Origin of the sequence: Actinokineospora cianjurensis, assembly GCF_003663795.1 — a bacterium.
In the GTDB taxonomy this organism is placed as follows: Bacteria; Actinomycetota; Actinomycetes; order Mycobacteriales; family Pseudonocardiaceae; genus Actinokineospora; species Actinokineospora terrae.
In genome coordinates, this window is the sequence record NZ_RCDD01000001.1 from 1,521,585 (window position 1) to 1,538,982 (window position 17,398).

The following is a 17,398-nucleotide window of genomic DNA, read 5'->3' on the forward strand; positions in this document are numbered from 1 at the left end:
GCGCGGCGCGTCGGAAGCCTACGGGGTGCGGATCACCGGTCGGAACGTAGGGAGGACAGGTCGAAGGAGAGCGGGTCGTCCGGGTCGAACCCGTCGTCCGCCGCGTCCCCGCCGCGCCCATCACCCGCCAGGGCCGCCGCGCCTGCGGTCCCACCGGCCGGAGCTGTCCCGGCCGCCGGATGTGCTTGCCCGCCAATGGTTCCCGCGCCGGGCGCGTCCTGTCCAGCCGGGCCGTCGCCGTCCCCGGTGGACGGTCCACCGGCTGGGGAGCGTTCCCACCGCCCGTGCATCCGCTCATCGCGTCTGCGCTGGAACTCCTCGGCGGTGATCCCGGGGCCGTTGTCGGTGCGCGCGGGCGCGGCTCGGCCGGAGAGCATCTCGATGGCCTGGGTCATGGAGTCCCCCAGGATCGGGCCGAGCTTGTTGTAGCCCGCCTGGGTCGCCTGGGCGAGCGCCGCGTCCGCGACCGCGACGATGAGGCTGCCCAACTGCTCCGGCCCCCACCGCACCGCGTCTTGTCGCAACCAGAGCTCGACCAGCTTCCCGCGACCGTCCACGGTGACTCGGACGCTGCCGTGGTTGTCGTACGCCGTGCCCTGTACCGAAGCGAGGATGGTGTCGACGTTGGCCAGTGCCTCTTGTCGCGCTCGGCCGTCCTCGATGAGCTGACGCGTAGTGCGCTCGACGGGGATGCGGTCGGTCATCGGCGGGGCCTCCTGTGGGGAGGTCCGAGCGGGCTCTCGTAGACGGTGTCCTCGATGTCGGGGGAGTCGTTGTCGAGGGGTTCGTAGCCCAGCGAGGCGAGGTGGCGCTCGCCGTCCTGGCCCAGGACCGGGGCGAGGGCCTGGTGCATGGCGGCACCCGCGCGCCGGGTGGCCTGGGCGGCCAAGGCCGTGATCTGCGCGGCAAGGGCCTCGGCCCCACCCGACAGCGCGGCCGGGGTGAGGTGCACGGCGCTGAGCCTGCCGCCGGGGCGGACCTCGACGCTGACGGCGCCGTTGGACGCCTGGCCGGTGACCGGGCCGACCCGGTCCAGGTGCGCGGCGGCCTGCTGGTCGGTCTGCTCGACCCGGCGCGCGACGGCGTCGAGCTCGTAGTCGATATCGATGTCCATGGCCCGCGTCAGCCGGTCGGGCGGTAGAAGCCCACGAACGGCATCCCCGAGTTGGTCGTGCGCAGCGGACCCACCTGCACCGGGTCACCCGCCTCGACGATCTGGCCCTCGCCGATGTACATCGCGACGTGGCCCTCCCAGCACACCAGGTCGCCCGGCAGCAGCTGGTCCGCCGACGGCACCTCGGCGCCGATGTCCTGCTCGCGGGAGGTGCGCGGGATGTCGAGCCCGCCCTCGCCGTACGCGTACTGGGTGAGCCCGCTGCAATCGAGGCCGACGCCGGGCGCCGTGCCGCCCCATACATAAGGCACGCCGAGCTGCCCGAGGGCCGCGCGCACGGCACGGGCCGCCGTCTCGTTCGGGGCCATCACCGTGCTGCCGTCCGGCAGGTTGACCGCCACCCCGGAGCCCGGCTGCGGCGGGATCGCGACCGGCAGCCGCCGCTTGGTGACCCGGCCGCCGCCGCCCCCACCTCCACCGGCGAAGCCGCCACCTCCACCGCCTCCGCCACCACCGCCGCTGTGCTGCTGGTTGTACGCGGCGGGCGGGGGCGGAGCGGTGGCGGGCGCGCTCGCGGCCGAGGTCGTGCCCCCGCCGCCGGTCAGCGTCGTGACGACCCCGGCGAGCTGGGTCATCACGGTGTCGAGGTTCGTCGACGTGTCGCCGGTCAGCCTGGACGCATACCTGGCCAGCTCGGTCAGCTTCTGCTGCGCCCCGGCCGGGTCACCTGCCCGGCGCAGCGCGGCAGCCGCCTGCAGCAAGCCTGCCGCGACCCGGTTGAACTCGTCGATCTGGGCCTGGTTGACCCGCTGGCCGACCTTCAGGATCTCCGCGGCGTCCCGCACCGCGCGCTGCACGTCGGCGCCGTACTGGCTCAGGTCGGCGCCCGCGGCCTGCTGCGCGACCACGTCCTGCTGGTGGCGGGCCGAACCCTGGCCGGTCCACCCCTCGCGCAGCGAGCTCGCGTAGCGGGTGGCGTCGTGGTCGACGGTGGCGAAGGTGCTGCTCATGGCCCCGTGCGCCTGGCCGAGGCGGTCGATGGCGTCGTCGTCGGTGGCCAGGTGGCGCTGGGCGGTCGCGGCGGGCTGGACCATCGGGTCGAGCAGGTCGCGGACGTGGCTGGTCACGCGGGCTCACCCGCTGCCCGGCGCAGCGCCGTGCCGGAGTCGTGCTCGGTGGCCACCAGGTTCGTCCACGTCGCGCGGACGGCGTCAGCGGTGCCACCGAGGCTGTCGGCCAGCCCGCGCGCGCCGTCGAGCTGCCGCTGCGTGGCCACCCGCAGCGCGTCGGTCAGGCCGACCTCGCTGCCGATCTTGGAGAACGCGTGCTCGGCGAACCCGCCAGGACCGGCCAACCCGCGGTCCGCGGACTCCCGCAGCTGCTCGGCCAGCGGCCCGACCCCGGCCGTGTAGGCGGTGAACGCGTCTTCCTCGCCCCGGTACCCCGAGGTCACCACCCGCTCGCCCGCGTCCGACTCCCCGCCCATGCCTGTCCCCTCTCCGTCCGCCGACCACTCGGACGTGCGCCACCCGCGAACGGCTCCCCTCCGACTGCCGACCCAGGTTAGGACAAAGCCGCCGCCCGGGCGGGCGGTTGCCCACAGCAAGACCCATCCGCCGGGGAAAGGCCGTATCATTGGGGGGTAACCGCGAGGGGCGAGGGAGCGTGGGCGTGGCGTCCGTGCACGACGTGGTGGCGGCGATCCTGGACCGCACCGGTCCGGAGTCGCCGATGAAGCTGCAGAAGCTCCTGTACTACACCCAGGGCTGGCACCTGGGCCTCACCGGTGAGCCGCTGTTCCCCAACCGGATCGAGGCGTGGACCGCTGGCCCGGTGGTGCCCGACGTCTACCGCTGCCACGAGGGATCGCGCGAGGTCACCGCCTGGCCGGACGGCGACGGGCACCGGCTCACCGCCTCCGACGCCGACCTGGTCGACACCGTGGTCGACCGCTACGGCTGCTTCGACCGCCACCAACTCAGCGCCATGACGCACGAGGAAGAACCCTGGCGCACCGCGCGGGGCGACCTCCCGGACACCGCCCCCAGCAGCGCCCGGTTGTCCGAGACCGTGATGGCCCGCTTCTTCGGCCGGATGATCACCGACCCGGACACCGCCACCGCCGAGGCCAGGGCCAACGCGCACCTGGAGGGCCTGGAGGTCTCCGCGAGCGCGGTGGCGGCCTCCGAAGCGGTCGCCAGCGGCGCCATCAGCACCGACGAGGCTGTCCAGCGCCGATTGCGCGAACTGCTCAACACCGCCTGAAGCACAAGGAAGTTCCCCGGGTGTTATCCCCGCCGCGCCCGTGTGGGCCGCGCACGTGACCGACCCGTACGTCGACCCCACCACCGGGGTCCTGCGCAACATCCACGACATCACCGACGCCGCGGTGCTCGCCGAGGCCGAGCGCGACCTGGCGTTCTTGCGCGACGACGAACTCAAGCGGTTCCCGCTGCCGGGCGCCTGGGACGCCGACCACCTCCGCGCATTCCACCGCCACCTCTTCGGCGACGTCTACGCGTGGGCCGGTGAACCGAGGCGGGTCGACCTGACGCGCGGCGGTTCCCCTTTCGCGCACTGGCGGCACGTGGAACCGGCGTTGGACGACTTGTTCGCGAAGTTGCGCGCCGAGCGGATTCTCGGCGGACTCGCCAGGCCCGAGTTCCTCGGTCGGTTCACCTACTTCTTCGCCGAAGTCAACGTCGTGCACCCTTTCCGCGAAGGAAATGGGCGGACCCAAAGAGCCTTTTTCCGGCAGTTGGCGCTGTTCGCCGGATGGCGCGTCGACTTCGGCCTCGTCGACCGCGAGCGCTACCTCGCGGGCTGCGTCGCGGCCATGGTCGGCGAACTGGACACCCTCGCCGACCAGTTCGCCGTCGCCCTGGTCGGCAGGGCCTAGGCGGTTCCGCCCCAGGACAAAGCCGGTGCTGTGTTCCCGGGCCCGGACAAGCCGGTGCTGTGTTCCCGGGCCCGGACAAGCCGGTGCCCCGGCGGGTCGGGACCCACCGGGGCACTTGGTCCTCGGCACAGGGCTACCGAGGCGATGGCTCGCTGACCGGGATCAGCCCACGCGCCACAGGGCGGGCACGTTCGGCGGCTCCCAGCCCGGCTGGGCCTGGTGGCCCTGCAGGCAGGTGTAGCTGGAGCCGCCGTAGGTGACCTTGGCGCCCGTCGCGTAGTTGGTGCCCGCCGCCCACGTGCCGCCGGGGGAGCCGGTGGTCGTGGTGGTGGTCGGGTTGGTCGGCCGGGTGGTGGTGGTCGTGGTGGTGCTGCTGGTCGGCCGGGTGGTGGTGGTCGGCGGCACGCCGTTGACGTTGAGGACGAAGTCGAACGTCGCCTCCTTGCCGCTGCCCACCGTGCGCACGGCCATCAGCAGCCGCGGGTCGTAGATGGTGTCGGTGTTGTTGCGCGGCTCACCGGGGAAGTAGGTCTGCGTGGTGAGGATGCGGCCGCCCGCGTTCTGCACCTTCATGTGGATGTGCCGGGTGCGGCCGGGGTAGAGGCCGGGCACGATCGTGGTCAGGCTGTACCGGCCGTTGGCGTCGGTGTACTGGTGGCCGCGGAAGCGGTAGGTGGTGTTGTCATAGTTGCCACCGTTGTCCGCCTGCCAGAAGTCCAGCAGCACGTTGGCCAGCGGCTGGCACTGGCGGCCGAACACGTAGCCGCTGACGGTGAGCGCGGTGCCCGGGTAGCCCGGCTCGACCAGCGAGGTCCGCCGCGGCGAACCCGGCTTGAAGTACGGGCCCTCGGTCTGCTCGATGGTCGGCGCGTCGCCGTCGTTGCAGTCGGGGGTCAGTTCCAGGAGGGCGCCGTTGGCGGCCTCCTCGGCCCTGGTGCGGGCCAGCGCCGGGACGCCGACCAGTGCGATCGGGGCCGCGACACCGGCGGCCAGCGCCGCGCGCAGCACCGCCTTGCGGCTGATCTGCCTACCGTCAGCCGGTGGCTGCTCGTTCGTGCCTTCGCCGTGCAGGGGCGCGTCCATGCCTAGCTCCTTGTGGGGTGGGGAGGCCGGGAATGAACACGAACCTACGTTCGGGATTCGGTGGCGACGATGGACTCAGGCGGTCGGACGTGGTGAATCCACGGGTGGCTGTTGCCACAGTTGCCGACATTCACATGTTCATCATTCACAGGTTGGCCGTTCGGCCGACTCGCCACTTCGCCGGAAATCACCCGGACTGACCCCGGCCTCGCGCCGGAAAAAGCGACAAAAATACGCGGCGTCGGCGAATCCCACGCGATCGGCGACCTGGCGCACGGTCAGGTCGGTGCGCGCGAGGAGCCGTTTCGCCTCTGCCGCGCGCGACTGCCGGACCAGTTCCGACGGGGTGCGGCCGGTGGCCGCCTTCACCGCCTCGGTGAGGTAGCCGGGGCTGACGCCGATGTGCTCGGCGTACGCCTGCACCGACCACAGGTCCAGGTCGACCCGGCTGGTCAGCCTGGTGAACTCGTCGGCGACCGACCCGGCGCGGGCGGGCACGACCGGCGCCGCGGCCGGGGTCTGCGGCAACCGGCCCGCCCGCACGACCAGGACGTGCAGCAGGGCCCGCAGCACGGTGTGCCAGTCCTCGTCGCCGCGGCGGAACTCCTCGGACAGCTCCTCGACCAGCCGCCCGGTGCAGTCGTCCTCCTCGGGGGTCAGCGTGGTCCACGGCCGCTCGCTGAGCCTGCGCAGCCGGTCCCGGTCGGCCGGGTGGTCGAGCAGGAAGTCGTCGGTGAACAGGACCACCGAGCCGCGCAGGTCCCGCGCGTCCTCCCAGTGGTGCACCTGACCTGGGGTGATCACGCACAGGTGCGGCGGCCGCAGCGGCAGCCTGGCCAGGTCCAGCACGTGCGTGCCGCTGCCGCCGGTGACGTGCACGATCTCGTAGAAGGTGTGCCGGTGCGGGAACGACGCCCGCGACAGCGGTCCGACCTGCTCGAAGGTGCCGACCACGAACGGCAGCGCGGTCGGCGCGGGCACCTCGAGCCGGTGCATCGGCAGTTCCCCGCCGCGGGGCTGCCTGCAGGGCGTGCCTGGTAAGACCGTGCTGCCGCGCATGTCCCGATCCCCTCGTTCAAGCAGGACAAAGGTCCAGACCAATAATCGAGGTCCCACGATGGCACGCGGCGCCGCCGGTGGGAAACAGACGGGGACATCCCAACCGGTACTAGACGCCCATGGGATGCCACACGGTCTTGGTCTCCACCAGCGCCCGCAGCCGGGCGATGTCCGGGCGGTCGGTCCAGTCGGGCTCGGTGGTCGGCACCCGCAGGACCCGCTTCACGGTGCCCGCCGCGGACTTCTCCAGGTCGACGCGCAGCTCAGGCGGCGCCCCGGTCAGGTCGAGGGCGTTGACGTCGGCGTGCGAGGCCAGCCACGGCGCCAGCTCGGCGGTGTGCCCGGTCAGCAGGTTGACCACCCCGCCCGGCACGTCGGAGGTCGCCAGCACCTCCGAGAGCGTGATCGCGGGCAGCGGCCGGTCCTGGCTGGTCACCACGACCGCGGTCGCGCCGACGGCCAACACCGGGGCGAGCACGCTGACCAGGCCCAGCAGCGACGAGCGCTGCGGCGCCAGCACCCCGACCACCCCGGTCGGCTCCGGCACCGAGAACGAGAAGTACGGCCCGGCGACCGGGTTCGCCGCGCCCAGCACGGTGGCGATCTTGTCGGTCCAGCCCGCGTACCAGACCCAGCGGTCCACCGCGGCGTCCACCAGCGCCTGCGCGCGCTTGGCTGGCACGCCCTCACCGGCGGCGACCTCGTCGGCGAACTGCTCGCGCCTGCCCTCCAGCAGCTCCGCGACCCGGTACAGCACCTGGCCCCGGTTGTACGCGGTCGCGCCGGACCACTTGCCGAACGCGCCCCGCGCGGCCACCACCGCCTCGCGCAGGTCCTTGCGGGATGCCTGCGCGGCGTTGGCCAGGAACCGGCCCTTGCCGTCGGTGACCGGGTAGGTCCGGCCGGACTCCGAGCGGGGGAACGCCCCGCCGAGGTAGAGCTTGTAGGTCTTGGACACCGTGACGCGGTCAGACATCGAGGTACGCCTCCAGCCCGGCCCGGCCGCCCTCGCGACCGAAGCCCGACTCCTGGTAGCCGCCGAACGGGGCGGTCGGGTCGAAGCGGTTGAACGTGTTGGCCCACACCACGCCCGCGCGCAGCCGGTCGGCCATCCACAGGATGCGCGAGCCCTTCTCGGTCCACACGCCTGCGGACAGGCCGTAGGGGGTGTTGTTCGCCTTGGCCAGCGCCTCGTCCGGGGTGCGGAAGGTCAGCGCCGAGAGCACCGGGCCGAAGATCTCCTCGCGGGCGATGCGCATGGACTGGCTGACGTTGGCGAACACCGTCGGCGCGAAGTAGAAGCCCTTGTCCGGCAGCGGGCACGGGCTCGACCAGCGCTCGGCGCCCTCCTGCTCGCCCGAGGCGACCAAGCCCTGGATCCTGGTGAGCTGCTCGCGGGAGTTGATGGCGCCGACGTCGGTGTTCTTGTCCAGCGGGTCGCCGACGCGCAGGGTGCTGACCCTGGCGTGCAGCCTGGCCAGGAACTCCTCGGCGATCGACTCCTGCACCAGCAGCCGCGACCCGGCGCAGCAGACGTGGCCCTGGTTGAAGAAGATCCCGTTGACGATCCCCTCGACGGCCTGGTCGAGCGGCGCGTCGTCGAAGACGATGTTCGCCGCCTTGCCGCCCAGCTCCAGGGTCAGCTTCTTGCCGGTGCCCGCCAGCGCGGACTGGATGACCTTGCCGACCTCGGTCGACCCGGTGAACGCGACCTTGTTCACCCCCGGGTGGTTGACCAGCTCCGCGCCGACGTCCCCGGCGCCCGGGATGATGTTGACCACGCCGGGCGGCAGCTCGGCCTGCTGGATGATCTCGGCGAGCACCAGCGCGGTCAGCGGGGTCGTCTCGGCTGGCTTGAGCACCACGGTGTTCCCGCAGGCCAGCGCCGGGGCGATCTTCCACGACGCCATCAGCAGCGGGAAGTTCCACGGGATCACCTGACCGGCGACACCCAGCGGCCGCGGGTCGGGGCCCAGGCCCGCGTAGTCCAGCTTGTCAGCCCAGCCTGCGTGGTAGAAGAAGTGCGCCGCCGCGGTGGGGACGTCGGTGTCGCGCGCCTCCTTGATCGGCTTGCCGTTGTCCAGCGACTCCAGCACCGCCAGCTCGCGGGCGCGCTCGGCGACCATCCTGGCGATCCGGTAGATGTACTTGGCGCGCTCGGCGCCGGGCATCCGGCCCCAGGTCTTGTCGTGCGCCCGGCGCGCGGCCTTCACCGCCCGGTCGACATCCGCCGCGCTCGCGGTGCTGACCTCGGCCAACACCTCCTCGGTGGCCGGGTTGACCGACTTGAGCGGCTCACCGCCGCCCTCGACGAACTCGCCGTCGACGAACATCCGGTAGCTCGGCTTGAGGTTGGCGATCGCCCGCGACTCAGGAGCGGGCGCGTATTCCCAGGTCATCTAGTCCACCGTCACGTAGTCGGGACCGCTGTAGTGCCCGTCGAGCTGGGTGCGGCGCTGCATGAGCAGGTCGTTGAGCAGGCTGGAGGCGCCGAAGCGGAACAGGTCCGGGGTCAGCCAGTCCTCGCCTGCCACCTCGCGCACGGCCACCAGGTGCCGGATGGCGTCCTTGGTGGTGCGGATCCCGCCTGCCGGTTTGACGCCGCGGTGCTGGCCGGTGACCTCGTGCCAGTCGCGCACGGCTTGCAGCATCAGGTTCGTGACCGGCAGCGTCGCGGCGGGGGAGACCTTGCCGGTCGAGGTCTTGATGAAGTCGCCGCCTGCCAGCAGCCCCAGCCAGGACGCCCGGCGCACGTTGTCGTAGGTCGCCAGCTCGCCGGTCTCCAGGATCACCTTGAGGTGCACGTCCCCGCAGACCGCCTTGATGGTGCGGATCTCGTCGAACACCTGCCCGTACCGGCCGGCGAGGAACGCGCCGCGGTCGATCACCATGTCCACCTCGGTCGCGCCCGAGGCGATGGCGTACTCGGTGTCGGTGATCTTGACCTTGAGGCTGGACCGGCCGGACGGGAACGCGGTGGCGACGCTGGCGATGTTCACCGCGGCGCCGCCCAGCGCGTCCTTCGCGGTGGCGACCATGTCCGGGTAGACGCAGACCGCGGCGACCGGGGGGATGCCCGGCTCGGGTTGTCGCGCCTTGGCGCACAGCGTGCGCACCTTGCCCGGGGTGTCCGCGCCCTCCAGTGTGGTCAGGTCGACCATGGAGATCGCGGTGTCGATGGCCCACAGCTTGCCGGCCTTCTTGATGCTGCGAGTCGCGAGACCGGCGCTGCGCTGCTCGATCCCCACCGCGTCGACACCGGGCAAGCCGTGCAGGAACCGCCGCAGCGACGCCTCGTCCCGGGTGACGTCGGTCAACTCTGTCGTGCCGCCCATGCGCCCGAGTCTAGGGGGTTCTTGGCGGCGCTAGGGCGCACGCGGACGGCGAGTACGACGAGCCAGACGGTGTAGAGGATGTAACCGATGAAGTTCGCCATGTCGGTGCCGGGTACCCCTAGCGGGATCAAGACGCCGAGCGCGACAAGACCCGCCGCGGGGTAGGCGAGGAACTTGAGGCCGTAGTAGTGGGCGACGCGCACCGTCCAGATCGCGGTCAGCGCGTAGCCCAGCGTCTCGCCGATGACCGTACCGAGCACAGTGGACACTGCCGTGAACGTGTCCGGGTCGTCGATGAACGGGACGACCAGCGGCCAGCGCATCAGCCCGATCACCTGCACCAGCGCGGCGGCGGTGCCCAGCGCGGTCAGGCCCGGCCGGTCGAGCCGCTTCGAGATGGGGATCAGCAGTGCGGCGCTCGCGGCCAGCAGCACGAACAGCGCGGAGACGGCGAGTTGGTTGTCGTTGAACGCGATCAGCACCTCCGGCGCGGGTTTGGCGAGCACGTCCGGGTAGTCGAAGACCACGCCGAGGCCGACGAAGGCGAGGTTCGCGCCGAGGGCGCCTGCGACGAGCAACAGGGAGAGCATGGGGTCGTCCTATCTCTGTACGGTGTGCAATGTTATGCACTGTACAGTGATGCGCCGTGGAAGAGAAGACCCGGCCGGGACCCAAGCGCAGCCTCACCGCCGAGCAGATCGTCGACGTGGCGCTGGAACTGTTCGACGGGGAGGCGCCGTCGATCCGCGGTGTCGCCGCGAAGCTGGGTGTGCGGCCGAACACGCTGTACACGTACCTGCCCGACCGGGCCGCGATGGAACGCGCGCTGGTCGACCGGTTCCTGGCCATGGCCGACCCGGACCTGCTGATCGGCAGGCGGGTGTGGCGCCGCAGGGTCGAGGACTACGCGTGCGCGCTGCGGTCGGTGCTGCTGCGGCACCGGGGCGCGGCCGCGCTGCTGCACACCGCCCCGATCGACGGGCAGACGGCGGCGCTGGTGGGCGAACGGCTGCTGGCCGTGTTCACCGCGGCGGGCCTGAGCACGGCCGACGCGGCCAGGTCGAGCTACGCGGTGATCGTCCACGTGCTGGGCTCGGCCACGCTCACCGCCGCGGACCTGCGCGGCGGCACGGAAGCCGACATCGTCGCGGCGCGGCTGGAGGTGGTGATCGACCCCAGCTTCCTCCCGCTCACGGCGGCGGCGTGGCCGGTGGTCGCCACGTGGAACACCGAGGAGCAGTTCCGCTGGTCACTGCGGACCCTGCTCAACGGGTGTGTGGGCGGCGCTTAGCCTTCCTGGATTTCCTTGTTTTTCTTGGGCTTCTTGGGGGGCTTCACTTCGACGCCGCCCATGATGGCCATCCCGGTGATCCGCACGACCGGGCTCCCCGGCGGGGCCTGGGTGCGCACGGTGTTGCTGAAGCCGCCCATGAACCCGGAACCGGTGACGTAGACCGTGACGTCCGGCGGGACGGTGATCTCGATGCCGCCCATGATGGTGAAGGCGTGGATGACCGTCTCGGCCGCCTCGAAGGTGGCCTGCGTCAGGTCGATCTCGACGCCGCCCATCATCGCGAAGGCGTTGAAGGTCGGCGGGATCGTCCAGTGCCCCTTGCGCTCGGACCCGGACATGATCGCGACAGCGCTCGACGAGGTGCCCCGGCCGCCGACCCTGGCCGGGTCGGTCGCCGTGACCGGTTGCGGCAGGGAAGCCTGGTAGGCGACCAGTTGCTGGTTGGGCAGGTCGCGCACCAGCGGCTCCAGTTCGCCGAACGTGCGCGCCGCGTAGACCTGGTCGAGCCGCTCCTCGAGTTCGGTGACGGTGAGCCTGCCCTCGGCCATGGCGTCGTGCAGGACCTTCGCGAACCTCTCCCGGTCGCCGTTCGACGCGCGCATGTCGTGTGGACCGGGGAGGCTGGGCTGCTCACTCACGGGAACGAGGGTAGCGCTCCCCACCACCCGATAGGGCACGTCGACACCGCCGAATAAGCGGACCCGTCTACCGTGTCCGGCCATGGACGTGCTCACCGTTGACCACCCGCTGGCCAAGGCCAGGCTCACCGTCATGCGCGACGCGCGGACCGACAGCGCCACCTTCCGGGCCGCGCTGCACGAGCTCACCGTGATGCTCACCTACGAGGCCACCAGGAACGCGCCGCTGCGGACCGAGCGCATCCACACCCCGGTCGCCCGCACCGACGGCCACTGGCTGGCCACCCCGCCGCTGCTGGTCCCGGTGCTGCGGGCGGGCCTGGGCATGGCCGACCAGGCGCACAAGCTCATCCCCGACGCCCAGATGGGTTTCGTCGGCCTGGCCCGCGACGAGCACACCCTGCAACCGGTGCCCTACATGGAGTCCCTTCCGGACTCCCTGGCGGGCCGCCCGGTGTTCGTGCTCGACCCGATGCTCGCCACCGGCGGTTCGATGGTCCACACCATTCGGCTGCTGGTCGACCGGGGCGCCACCGACGTCACCGCGATCTGCGCGCTGGCCGCGCCCGAGGGCATCGAGCACCTCGCCGCGGCGGGCCTGCCCGTCCGACTGGTCACCGCCAGCATTGACGAGCGCCTCAACGACTCCGGCTTCATCGTCCCCGGCCTCGGCGACGCCGGGGACCGCCAGTACGGCGCGGTCTGAACCACCTGGTCCAGACCGCAGACCGCGCCGCTGGGTGTTCAGGCGGTGCCCTGTACCGCGTTGACGATGGGCGGCGCGAGGAAAACCCGCGCCCGACCCTCCCGCTCGACCTCGATGAGAGTCCCGGCGGCGACCAGCTTCACCAGGTTCTCCCGCGCGGCCTTGTGCGTGACCCCCAGGATCGCCCGCGTGCGGCCGATGGTGATCGCGGGCGTCTCGAACAGCGCGTCCACCACGCTGAGGATGTGCGTGGAGGCCCGCCTCGGCTCGGTCACCTGCGCGCGCAGGTCGTCGCGCAGCACGTGCAGCGCACGGACCCGGCGGCCCGCGTCGGTCGCCTGCTCGGTGATGGCCGCCAGGAAGAACGAGAGCCACCCGTGCCAGTCGCCCTGCGTGCTCACGGCGAGCAGCCGCGCGTAGTACTCGTCGCGCCGCGGCTCCAGGTAGGCCGACATGTCCAGCAGCGGCGCGGGCAGCAGGCCCCACTCGACCAGCAGCCGGGAGATCAGCAGCCGCCCGACCCTGCCGTTGCCGTCGAGGAACGGGTGGATCGCCTCGAACTGGTAGTGCAGCAGGGCGATCTTGATCAGCGGCGGCAGCTCGGGCTCGGCCAGCAGGTGCTGCTCGAACGCGGCCAGGGACTCCGGGAGCCGCTCCGGCGGCGGGGGGACGTAGGTGGCGGTGTCGAGCGCGCACCCCGGGGCGCCGATCCAGTTCTGCGTGCCGCGGTAGTCGCCGGGCGTCGCGCTGTCGCCGCGCACGCCCGCCAGCAGGAGCCGGTGTGCCTCGCGCAACGGCTCCAAGCCGAGCGGCTGGTCCGTCGACAGGACGTGCTCGGCGGCGGTGACGTGGTTGAAGACCTCTTGCGCGTCGGCCCTGTTGGGCTGGTTCACCGCGTCGACCTCGAAGAAGGCCAGCTCCGACACCGTGGTCTGGGTACCGTCGAGCCTGCTCGACAGCACGGCCTCGTGGCGGCCGATGGTCTTGGCCAGCAGGTGTGCGTCCGGCAGCGCCAGCCCGGTCCCGGCCAGCGCGCCCACCGCGCGGTCGGCCGCGGACAGCCGGTTCACCAGCACGTCGTCGAGTACGACCGCCGGGGGCAGGGGCGGCGGCACGAAGGCGTGGTAGCGGCCCTCGACGCGGGTGAGGTGTTGCCGCTGCGGGGGCGCGACATCGCTGGACCGCATGGATACCCAACTCTCAGTCGGACGCTCGAGTGATACCGAAACCTATCCTAGGTACCAGTTGGGCGCGTCCAACCCGCCGTGTTGGCGCGCAGGGCGCGTTCGTACGCCGCGGCGACGTCGAGCCCGGGGGGCAGGTTGCCGAGCAGCTCCAGCGACACCAGGCCGTGCACGATGCCCCAGCAGCCCACGGCCATCGTGCCGTCGGTGTCGGTGAACACGCCCTCGCGCACACCCGTCTCGATGACCTCCAGCAACGGCGCCAGGGCCGCGCGGGAGTGCAGGCCCGCCTCGTCGTCGGGTTCGAAGCCGGGGATGGCGCCGCCGAACATCACGGCGTAGAGGTGCGGGTCGGTGAGGGCGCTGGCCCGGTAGGCGACGCCGAGGCGGACCAGGTCCTCCGCCGGGTCGCCGGTGGCGGGGACGGCGCGCAGGCGGGTGCCGAGGCGGTGGAACGCCTCGACGTAGAGCTCGCGGACCAGGCCCGGTTTGCCGCCGAAGAGCGAGTAGACAGCGGTGGTGGAGGTGGCGGCGTCGGTGGCCAGCCTGCGCAGGCTCAGCGCCCCGGCGCCCTCCTGCGACAGCAGCTCACCCGCCCGGTCGAGCAGCCGCCCGCGCAGCGCCTCGTCGTGCGTCCTCGGTCTGGGCACCGGAGGATCCTAGCGGTTTCATAACAGCGTCACGACTGGTATCACGGTGGTACCATCGGGCGCATGGCGATGACCTTGCGGTTGACCGAGGAAGACAACGCCAGGCTCGACGAGCTGGCGACCGCCGAGGGGCGCTCCAAGCAGGAGGTGCTCCGGCTCGCGCTGGTCGACCGGTGGGCCAGGCTGCACAAGCAGGAGCAGCTCGACGAGGTGCTCGGCCGGGTGCTGCCCAGGTACCGGGGCCTGCTCGACGAACTCGGCCCCGTGTGATCATCTTCGGGTGACCGCCTACCTGGACGCCAGTGACCTGTTGGTGCTCGCCGCCGCCGTGACCGGGGGTGACCTGGTGGTCCGCGACCTCGGGCTGCTCGATTCCGCCGCGCACCGGCCGCGCGCCACCGTGCTCGGGGTCGAGGCGTACGAGACGCTGTGGACCAAGGCGGCCGCGCTGCTGGACTCGATCGTGCGCACCCGCCCGCTCGCCGAGGGCAACTGGCGGCTGGGCTGGGTCGCGGCGGTCACCATGTGCGACCTCAACGGCTGGTGGATCGACGCCGACACCGACGAGGCGCTCGAACTGGTCCGCGAGGTCGGCCGCGGCGCGGTCGAGGTGCCGAAAATGGCCGCCCACCTCGAAGCCTGGGCGCTGCCGAAGTCCTGAGCACGGGAAACCCGGCTGAACCGGCTTGACCTGGAGTGCACTCCAGCTCCTACGGTCGTCCCGTGACGTACGCGATCGCCGAGGCCGCCCACCGCACTGGGCTCTCGATCGACACCCTCCGCTACTACGAGCGCATCGAGCTCGTCGACCCGCCCGCGCGGGACTCCGGCGGCAGGCGGGCCTACTCCGACGAGGACCTGGCCTGGTTGGGCTTCCTCACCAGGCTGCGCACCACCGGCATGCCCATCAAGCTGATGCGGGAGTACGCCAGGCTCCGGCACCAGGGCATCGCCTCGGCGGGTCAGCGCAAGCGCATCCTCGAACGGCACCGCGAGGACGTCCGCGCGCGCATCGAGGAACTCCGCTCCTGCCTCGGCGCGCTGGACTACAAGATCGACAACTACGAGCGGGTCATCGGCAGCGACCACATCCAGGAGGCTTCGGCATGACCGTCCCCACCCGCGCGCTCGGCGCGCTCACCGTCAGCGCGCAGGGCCTGGGCTGCATGGGCATGAGCCAGGGCTACGGCGCGGGCGACGACACCGAGTCGATCGCGACCGTCCACCGGGCCATCGAGCTCGGCGTGACCTTCCTCGACACCGCGAACGTCTACGGCGACGGCGTCAACGAGGAGCTGGTCGGCCGCGCGATCCGGGACCGGCGCGACCAGGTCGTGCTCGCCACGAAGTTCGGCATCGCAGGCCGCGGCGCCGATGGGCCCGCGGTGCGCGGTGACGCCGCGTACGTGCGCGAGCAGGTCGAGCTGTCGCTGCGCAGGCTGGGTGTCGACCACATCGACCTGTACTACCAGCACCGGGTCGACCCGAACACGCCCATCGAGGAGACCGTCGGCGCCATGGCCGAGCTGGTCGCCGCGGGCAAGGTCCGGCACCTGGGGCTGTCCGAGGCGGGCGCGGAGACCATCCGGCGCGCGCACGCCGTGCACCCGATCGCGGCGCTGCAGAGCGAGTGGTCGCTGTGGACCCGCGGCATCGAGGCCGAGGTCCTGCCGACCTGCCGCGAACTGGGCATCGGCGTGGTGCCGTTCTCCCCGCTCGGGCGCGGCATGCTCACCGGCAAGCTCTCCGCCGACCAGATCGGCCCCGGCGACATGCGCGCCGGGCTGCCCCGCTTCGCCGCCGACAACTTCGACCGCAACCGGGCGGTGGTCGCCGCTGTGGCGGCGGTCGCGGCCGAGCGCGGTGTGACACCCGGTCAGCTGGCGCTGGCGTGGGTGCAGGCCCGGGGTGCGGACGTCGTCCCCATCCCCGGCACCAAGCGGCGCGCGTACCTGGAGGAGAACGCCGCCGCGGCCACCATCGAACTGTCCGAAGCCGACCTCGCGGCCATCGAGGCGATCGCCCCAGCCGACGCCTTCGCCGGTGAGCGCTACGCGCCCGCGATGCTGCGCGCCGTCGGCCGATAGGAGGACCACTGTGGACACCCGGAACCTCGGCGCCCTCACCGTCGGCGCCCAAGGGCTCGGCTGCATGGGCATGAGCGAGTTCTACGCGGGTCGCGACGACGACGAGTCGCTCGCCACCATCCACGAGGCCGTCGACCGGGGCGTCACCCTGTTCGACACCTCGGACATGTACGGCCCGCACACCAACGAGGAACTGCTCGGCCGCGCCATCCGCGACCGCCGCGACCAGGTCGTCGTCGCCACCAAGTTCGCCATCGTCCGCGACCCGGCCGACCCGACCAAACGCGGCATCCGCGGCGACGCGGCGTACGTGAAGCAGGCGTGCGAGGGCTCACTGCGCAGGCTCGGCGTGGACCACATCGACCTGTACTACCAGCACCGGGTCGACCCGAACACGCCCATCGAGGAGACCGTCGGGGCGATGGCGGAACTGGTCGCGGAGGGCAAGGTCCGGCACCTCGGGCTGTCCGAGGCAGGCGCCGGGACGCTCCGCCGGGCAGCCGCGGTGCACCCGATCGCGGCGCTGCAGAGCGAGTGGTCGCTGTGGTCCCGCGACATCGAGGCCGAGATCGTCCCCACCGCCCGCGAACTCGGCATCGGCATCGTCGCGTACTCGCCCCTGGGCCGCGGCTTCCTCACCGGCCGCTACACATCCGCATCGGACTTCGGCGAGGGCGACTTCCGGACCGCGTTGCAGCCCCGGTTCCAAGAGGACAACCTCCGCAAGAACCTCGCCATCGTCGACGCCCTCCGCGCCCTGGCCACCGAACGCGACCTGACCCCCGGCCAACTGGCCCTGGCCTGGGTCCACCACCAAGGCCCCGACGTCGCCCCCATCCCCGGCACCAAACGCCGCACCTACTTGCGCGAGAACCTCACCGCCGCGCAGATCGAACTGTCCGAAGAGGACCTAACCCGAATCGAAGCCGCAGTCCCCGCCGACGCCGTCGCCGGCCTGCGCTACCCAGAAGCAGGCATGCAATCCATCAACCGCTAACCCACCCCGCCGCGACGACCCACTTCGTTCGCGGAGAACGACTACCGCCACGAGGAACCAATCGGCGGAGTGGGATGCCGATCCGCCATTCAGGCGGGCGGCGGAGCGATCACAAGGCTGGCTTGCTGCGGAGCCGTGTGCCCCGCTGCCGCCGGTCGTGTTGGGCGAGAACCGACGTGCCGACCGCATGGCGCGCACTGCCGGTGCGGGACGCGGCGCCGGCGCGCACGACGACGGAACGGCTGCCGCGACGCGCCGGTGATCTGGACCTGGCTGGGGTGAAGGCCGCCCGCAGGCCGCATCGCCGGAGAGATCGAACTGTCTGAAGAGGACTTGACCCGAATCGAAGCCG

General features: G+C 71.9%; 22 protein-coding genes. 9 read left to right on the forward strand and 13 right to left on the reverse strand.

Features of this window, described 5'->3' with window-relative positions:
- Nucleotides 1-32: 32 nt before the first annotated feature.
- The 4 genes from CLV68_RS07290 to CLV68_RS07305 are packed head-to-tail and all read right to left on the reverse strand — an operon-like array spanning nt 33 to nt 2,600.
- A complete protein-coding gene (locus tag CLV68_RS07290) occupies nt 33-704 on the reverse strand; it encodes a YbaB/EbfC family nucleoid-associated protein (protein WP_121389706.1) in 672 nt (223 codons plus the stop codon).
- Entirely contained in the window at nt 701-1,114 is a 414-nt protein-coding gene (locus CLV68_RS07295) for a YbaB/EbfC family nucleoid-associated protein (protein WP_121389707.1), read from the reverse strand. The genes CLV68_RS07290 and CLV68_RS07295 overlap by 4 nt, the downstream gene beginning before the upstream one ends.
- A gap of 8 nt (nt 1,115-1,122) precedes the next feature.
- Nucleotides 1,123-2,241: a C40 family peptidase gene (locus CLV68_RS34480; RefSeq protein ID WP_246009702.1), complete on the reverse strand. Its 1,119-nt coding sequence runs from the start codon at nt 2,239-2,241 to the stop codon at nt 1,123-1,125.
- On the reverse strand, nt 2,238-2,600 hold the full coding sequence (locus CLV68_RS07305; RefSeq protein ID WP_121389708.1) for a hypothetical protein: 363 nt from the start codon (nt 2,598-2,600) through the stop codon (nt 2,238-2,240). Before CLV68_RS07305 ends, CLV68_RS34480 begins: the two co-directional genes overlap by 4 nt.
- 185 nt (nt 2,601-2,785) lie before the next feature.
- On the opposite strand from CLV68_RS07305, the gene CLV68_RS07310 reads away from it, so the two are divergent.
- The gene (locus tag CLV68_RS07310; protein ID WP_121389709.1) at nt 2,786-3,379 is read left to right on the forward strand and encodes a Panacea domain-containing protein; all 594 of its coding nucleotides are present in this window, start codon (nt 2,786-2,788) and stop codon (nt 3,377-3,379) included.
- A 55-nt stretch (nt 3,380-3,434) separates the two neighbouring features.
- Nucleotides 3,435-4,013, forward strand: a complete 579-nt coding sequence (locus CLV68_RS07315; protein WP_121391027.1) for a Fic/DOC family protein — start codon at nt 3,435-3,437, stop codon at nt 4,011-4,013.
- A 162-nt stretch (nt 4,014-4,175) separates the two neighbouring features.
- Here the strand turns inward: CLV68_RS07315 and CLV68_RS07320 are convergent, their stop codons facing one another.
- The 6 genes from CLV68_RS07320 to CLV68_RS07345 form a co-directional block, all read right to left on the reverse strand.
- Nucleotides 4,176-5,096: a dioxygenase family protein gene (locus tag CLV68_RS07320; RefSeq protein ID WP_121389710.1), complete on the reverse strand. Its 921-nt coding sequence runs from the start codon at nt 5,094-5,096 to the stop codon at nt 4,176-4,178.
- 141 nt (nt 5,097-5,237) lie between these two features.
- Nucleotides 5,238-6,155 carry a helix-turn-helix transcriptional regulator gene (locus tag CLV68_RS07325; RefSeq protein ID WP_170224149.1) on the reverse strand — a complete coding sequence of 306 codons (918 nt, stop codon included), beginning with the start codon at nt 6,153-6,155 and terminating at the stop codon, nt 5,238-5,240.
- A gap of 109 nt (nt 6,156-6,264) precedes the next feature.
- Complete coding sequence (locus CLV68_RS07330) at nt 6,265-7,131, reverse strand: aldehyde dehydrogenase family protein (protein ID WP_092777964.1); 867 nt, start codon at nt 7,129-7,131, stop codon at nt 6,265-6,267.
- Nucleotides 7,124-8,554 carry an aldehyde dehydrogenase family protein gene (locus CLV68_RS07335; protein ID WP_121389712.1) on the reverse strand — a complete coding sequence of 477 codons (1,431 nt, stop codon included), beginning with the start codon at nt 8,552-8,554 and terminating at the stop codon, nt 7,124-7,126. Before CLV68_RS07335 ends, CLV68_RS07330 begins: the two co-directional genes overlap by 8 nt.
- A complete protein-coding gene (gene deoC / locus CLV68_RS07340) occupies nt 8,555-9,490 on the reverse strand; it encodes a deoxyribose-phosphate aldolase (RefSeq protein WP_121389713.1) in 936 nt (311 codons plus the stop codon).
- On the reverse strand, nt 9,469-10,080 hold the full coding sequence (locus tag CLV68_RS07345) for a DUF4386 domain-containing protein (RefSeq protein WP_121389714.1): 612 nt from the start codon (nt 10,078-10,080) through the stop codon (nt 9,469-9,471). The genes deoC and CLV68_RS07345 overlap by 22 nt, the downstream gene beginning before the upstream one ends.
- A 56-nt stretch (nt 10,081-10,136) precedes the next feature.
- Here CLV68_RS07345 and CLV68_RS07350 point away from each other — a divergent pair, with 56 nt between their 5' ends.
- Complete coding sequence (locus tag CLV68_RS07350) at nt 10,137-10,781, forward strand: TetR/AcrR family transcriptional regulator (RefSeq protein WP_121389715.1); 645 nt, start codon at nt 10,137-10,139, stop codon at nt 10,779-10,781.
- Here CLV68_RS07350 and CLV68_RS07355 read toward each other — a convergent pair.
- Complete coding sequence (locus CLV68_RS07355; RefSeq protein WP_121389716.1) at nt 10,778-11,422, reverse strand: DUF1707 SHOCT-like domain-containing protein; 645 nt, start codon at nt 11,420-11,422, stop codon at nt 10,778-10,780. The genes CLV68_RS07350 and CLV68_RS07355 overlap by 4 nt on opposite strands.
- 82 nt (nt 11,423-11,504) lie before the next feature.
- Between CLV68_RS07355 and upp the strand changes: the two genes are divergently transcribed.
- Nucleotides 11,505-12,128: a uracil phosphoribosyltransferase gene (gene upp, locus CLV68_RS07360; protein WP_121389717.1), complete on the forward strand. Its 624-nt coding sequence runs from the start codon at nt 11,505-11,507 to the stop codon at nt 12,126-12,128.
- Between the two features lie 38 nt (nt 12,129-12,166).
- Here upp and CLV68_RS07365 read toward each other — a convergent pair whose 3' ends face one another.
- Both CLV68_RS07365 and CLV68_RS07370 read right to left on the reverse strand, forming a co-directional pair.
- Nucleotides 12,167-13,315, reverse strand: coding sequence for a Fic family protein (locus CLV68_RS07365; RefSeq protein WP_121389718.1), 1,149 nt, complete (start codon nt 13,313-13,315; stop codon nt 12,167-12,169).
- 47 nt (nt 13,316-13,362) lie between these two features.
- Complete coding sequence (locus CLV68_RS07370) at nt 13,363-13,962, reverse strand: TetR/AcrR family transcriptional regulator (protein ID WP_121389719.1); 600 nt, start codon at nt 13,960-13,962, stop codon at nt 13,363-13,365.
- Between the two features lie 63 nt (nt 13,963-14,025).
- On the opposite strand from CLV68_RS07370, the gene CLV68_RS07375 reads away from it, so the two are divergent.
- The 5 genes from CLV68_RS07375 (at nt 14,026) to CLV68_RS07395 (ending at nt 17,046) form a co-directional block, all read left to right on the forward strand.
- Nucleotides 14,026-14,232: a ribbon-helix-helix protein, CopG family gene (locus CLV68_RS07375; RefSeq protein WP_092777982.1), complete on the forward strand. Its 207-nt coding sequence runs from the start codon at nt 14,026-14,028 to the stop codon at nt 14,230-14,232.
- Between the two features lie 10 nt (nt 14,233-14,242).
- Nucleotides 14,243-14,623, forward strand: coding sequence for a type II toxin-antitoxin system death-on-curing family toxin (locus CLV68_RS07380; protein WP_092777984.1), 381 nt, complete (start codon nt 14,243-14,245; stop codon nt 14,621-14,623).
- A gap of 62 nt (nt 14,624-14,685) precedes the next feature.
- Nucleotides 14,686-15,072: a MerR family transcriptional regulator gene (locus CLV68_RS07385; protein WP_092777986.1), complete on the forward strand. Its 387-nt coding sequence runs from the start codon at nt 14,686-14,688 to the stop codon at nt 15,070-15,072.
- A complete protein-coding gene (locus CLV68_RS07390) occupies nt 15,069-16,049 on the forward strand; it encodes an aldo/keto reductase (protein WP_121389720.1) in 981 nt (326 codons plus the stop codon). The genes CLV68_RS07385 and CLV68_RS07390 overlap by 4 nt, the downstream gene beginning before the upstream one ends.
- 64 nt (nt 16,050-16,113) lie before the next feature.
- Nucleotides 16,114-17,046 (forward strand): aldo/keto reductase, encoded by a 933-nt coding sequence (locus CLV68_RS07395; RefSeq protein WP_121391028.1) that lies wholly within the window; start codon nt 16,114-16,116, stop codon nt 17,044-17,046.
- The last annotated feature ends 352 nt before the right edge of the window (nt 17,047-17,398 follow it).

Excerpts from the sequence above, each read along its gene's own strand:
- CLV68_RS07290 (WP_121389706.1), bottom strand. The coding sequence starts at position 704 with ATGACCGACCGCATCCCCGTCGAGCGCACTACGCGTCAGCTCATCGAG.
- CLV68_RS07295 (WP_121389707.1), bottom strand. The coding sequence starts at position 1,114 with ATGGACATCGATATCGACTACGAGCTCGACGCCGTCGCGCGCCGGGTC.
- CLV68_RS07305 (WP_121389708.1), bottom strand. The coding sequence starts at position 2,600 with ATGGGCGGGGAGTCGGACGCGGGCGAGCGGGTGGTGACCTCGGGGTAC.
- CLV68_RS07320 (WP_121389710.1), bottom strand. The coding sequence starts at position 5,096 with ATGGACGCGCCCCTGCACGGCGAAGGCACGAACGAGCAGCCACCGGCT.
- CLV68_RS07325 (WP_170224149.1), bottom strand. The coding sequence starts at position 6,155 with ATGCGCGGCAGCACGGTCTTACCAGGCACGCCCTGCAGGCAGCCCCGC.
- CLV68_RS07330 (WP_092777964.1), bottom strand. The coding sequence starts at position 7,131 with ATGTCTGACCGCGTCACGGTGTCCAAGACCTACAAGCTCTACCTCGGC.
- CLV68_RS07335 (WP_121389712.1), bottom strand. The coding sequence starts at position 8,554 with ATGACCTGGGAATACGCGCCCGCTCCTGAGTCGCGGGCGATCGCCAAC.
- deoC (WP_121389713.1), bottom strand. The coding sequence starts at position 9,490 with ATGGGCGGCACGACAGAGTTGACCGACGTCACCCGGGACGAGGCGTCG.
- CLV68_RS07345 (WP_121389714.1), bottom strand. The coding sequence starts at position 10,080 with ATGCTCTCCCTGTTGCTCGTCGCAGGCGCCCTCGGCGCGAACCTCGCC.
- upp (WP_121389717.1), top strand. The coding sequence starts at position 11,505 with ATGGACGTGCTCACCGTTGACCACCCGCTGGCCAAGGCCAGGCTCACC.
- CLV68_RS07365 (WP_121389718.1), bottom strand. The coding sequence starts at position 13,315 with ATGCGGTCCAGCGATGTCGCGCCCCCGCAGCGGCAACACCTCACCCGC.
- CLV68_RS07375 (WP_092777982.1), top strand. The coding sequence starts at position 14,026 with ATGGCGATGACCTTGCGGTTGACCGAGGAAGACAACGCCAGGCTCGAC.
- CLV68_RS07390 (WP_121389720.1), top strand. The coding sequence starts at position 15,069 with ATGACCGTCCCCACCCGCGCGCTCGGCGCGCTCACCGTCAGCGCGCAG.
- CLV68_RS07395 (WP_121391028.1), top strand. The coding sequence starts at position 16,114 with ATGGGCATGAGCGAGTTCTACGCGGGTCGCGACGACGACGAGTCGCTC.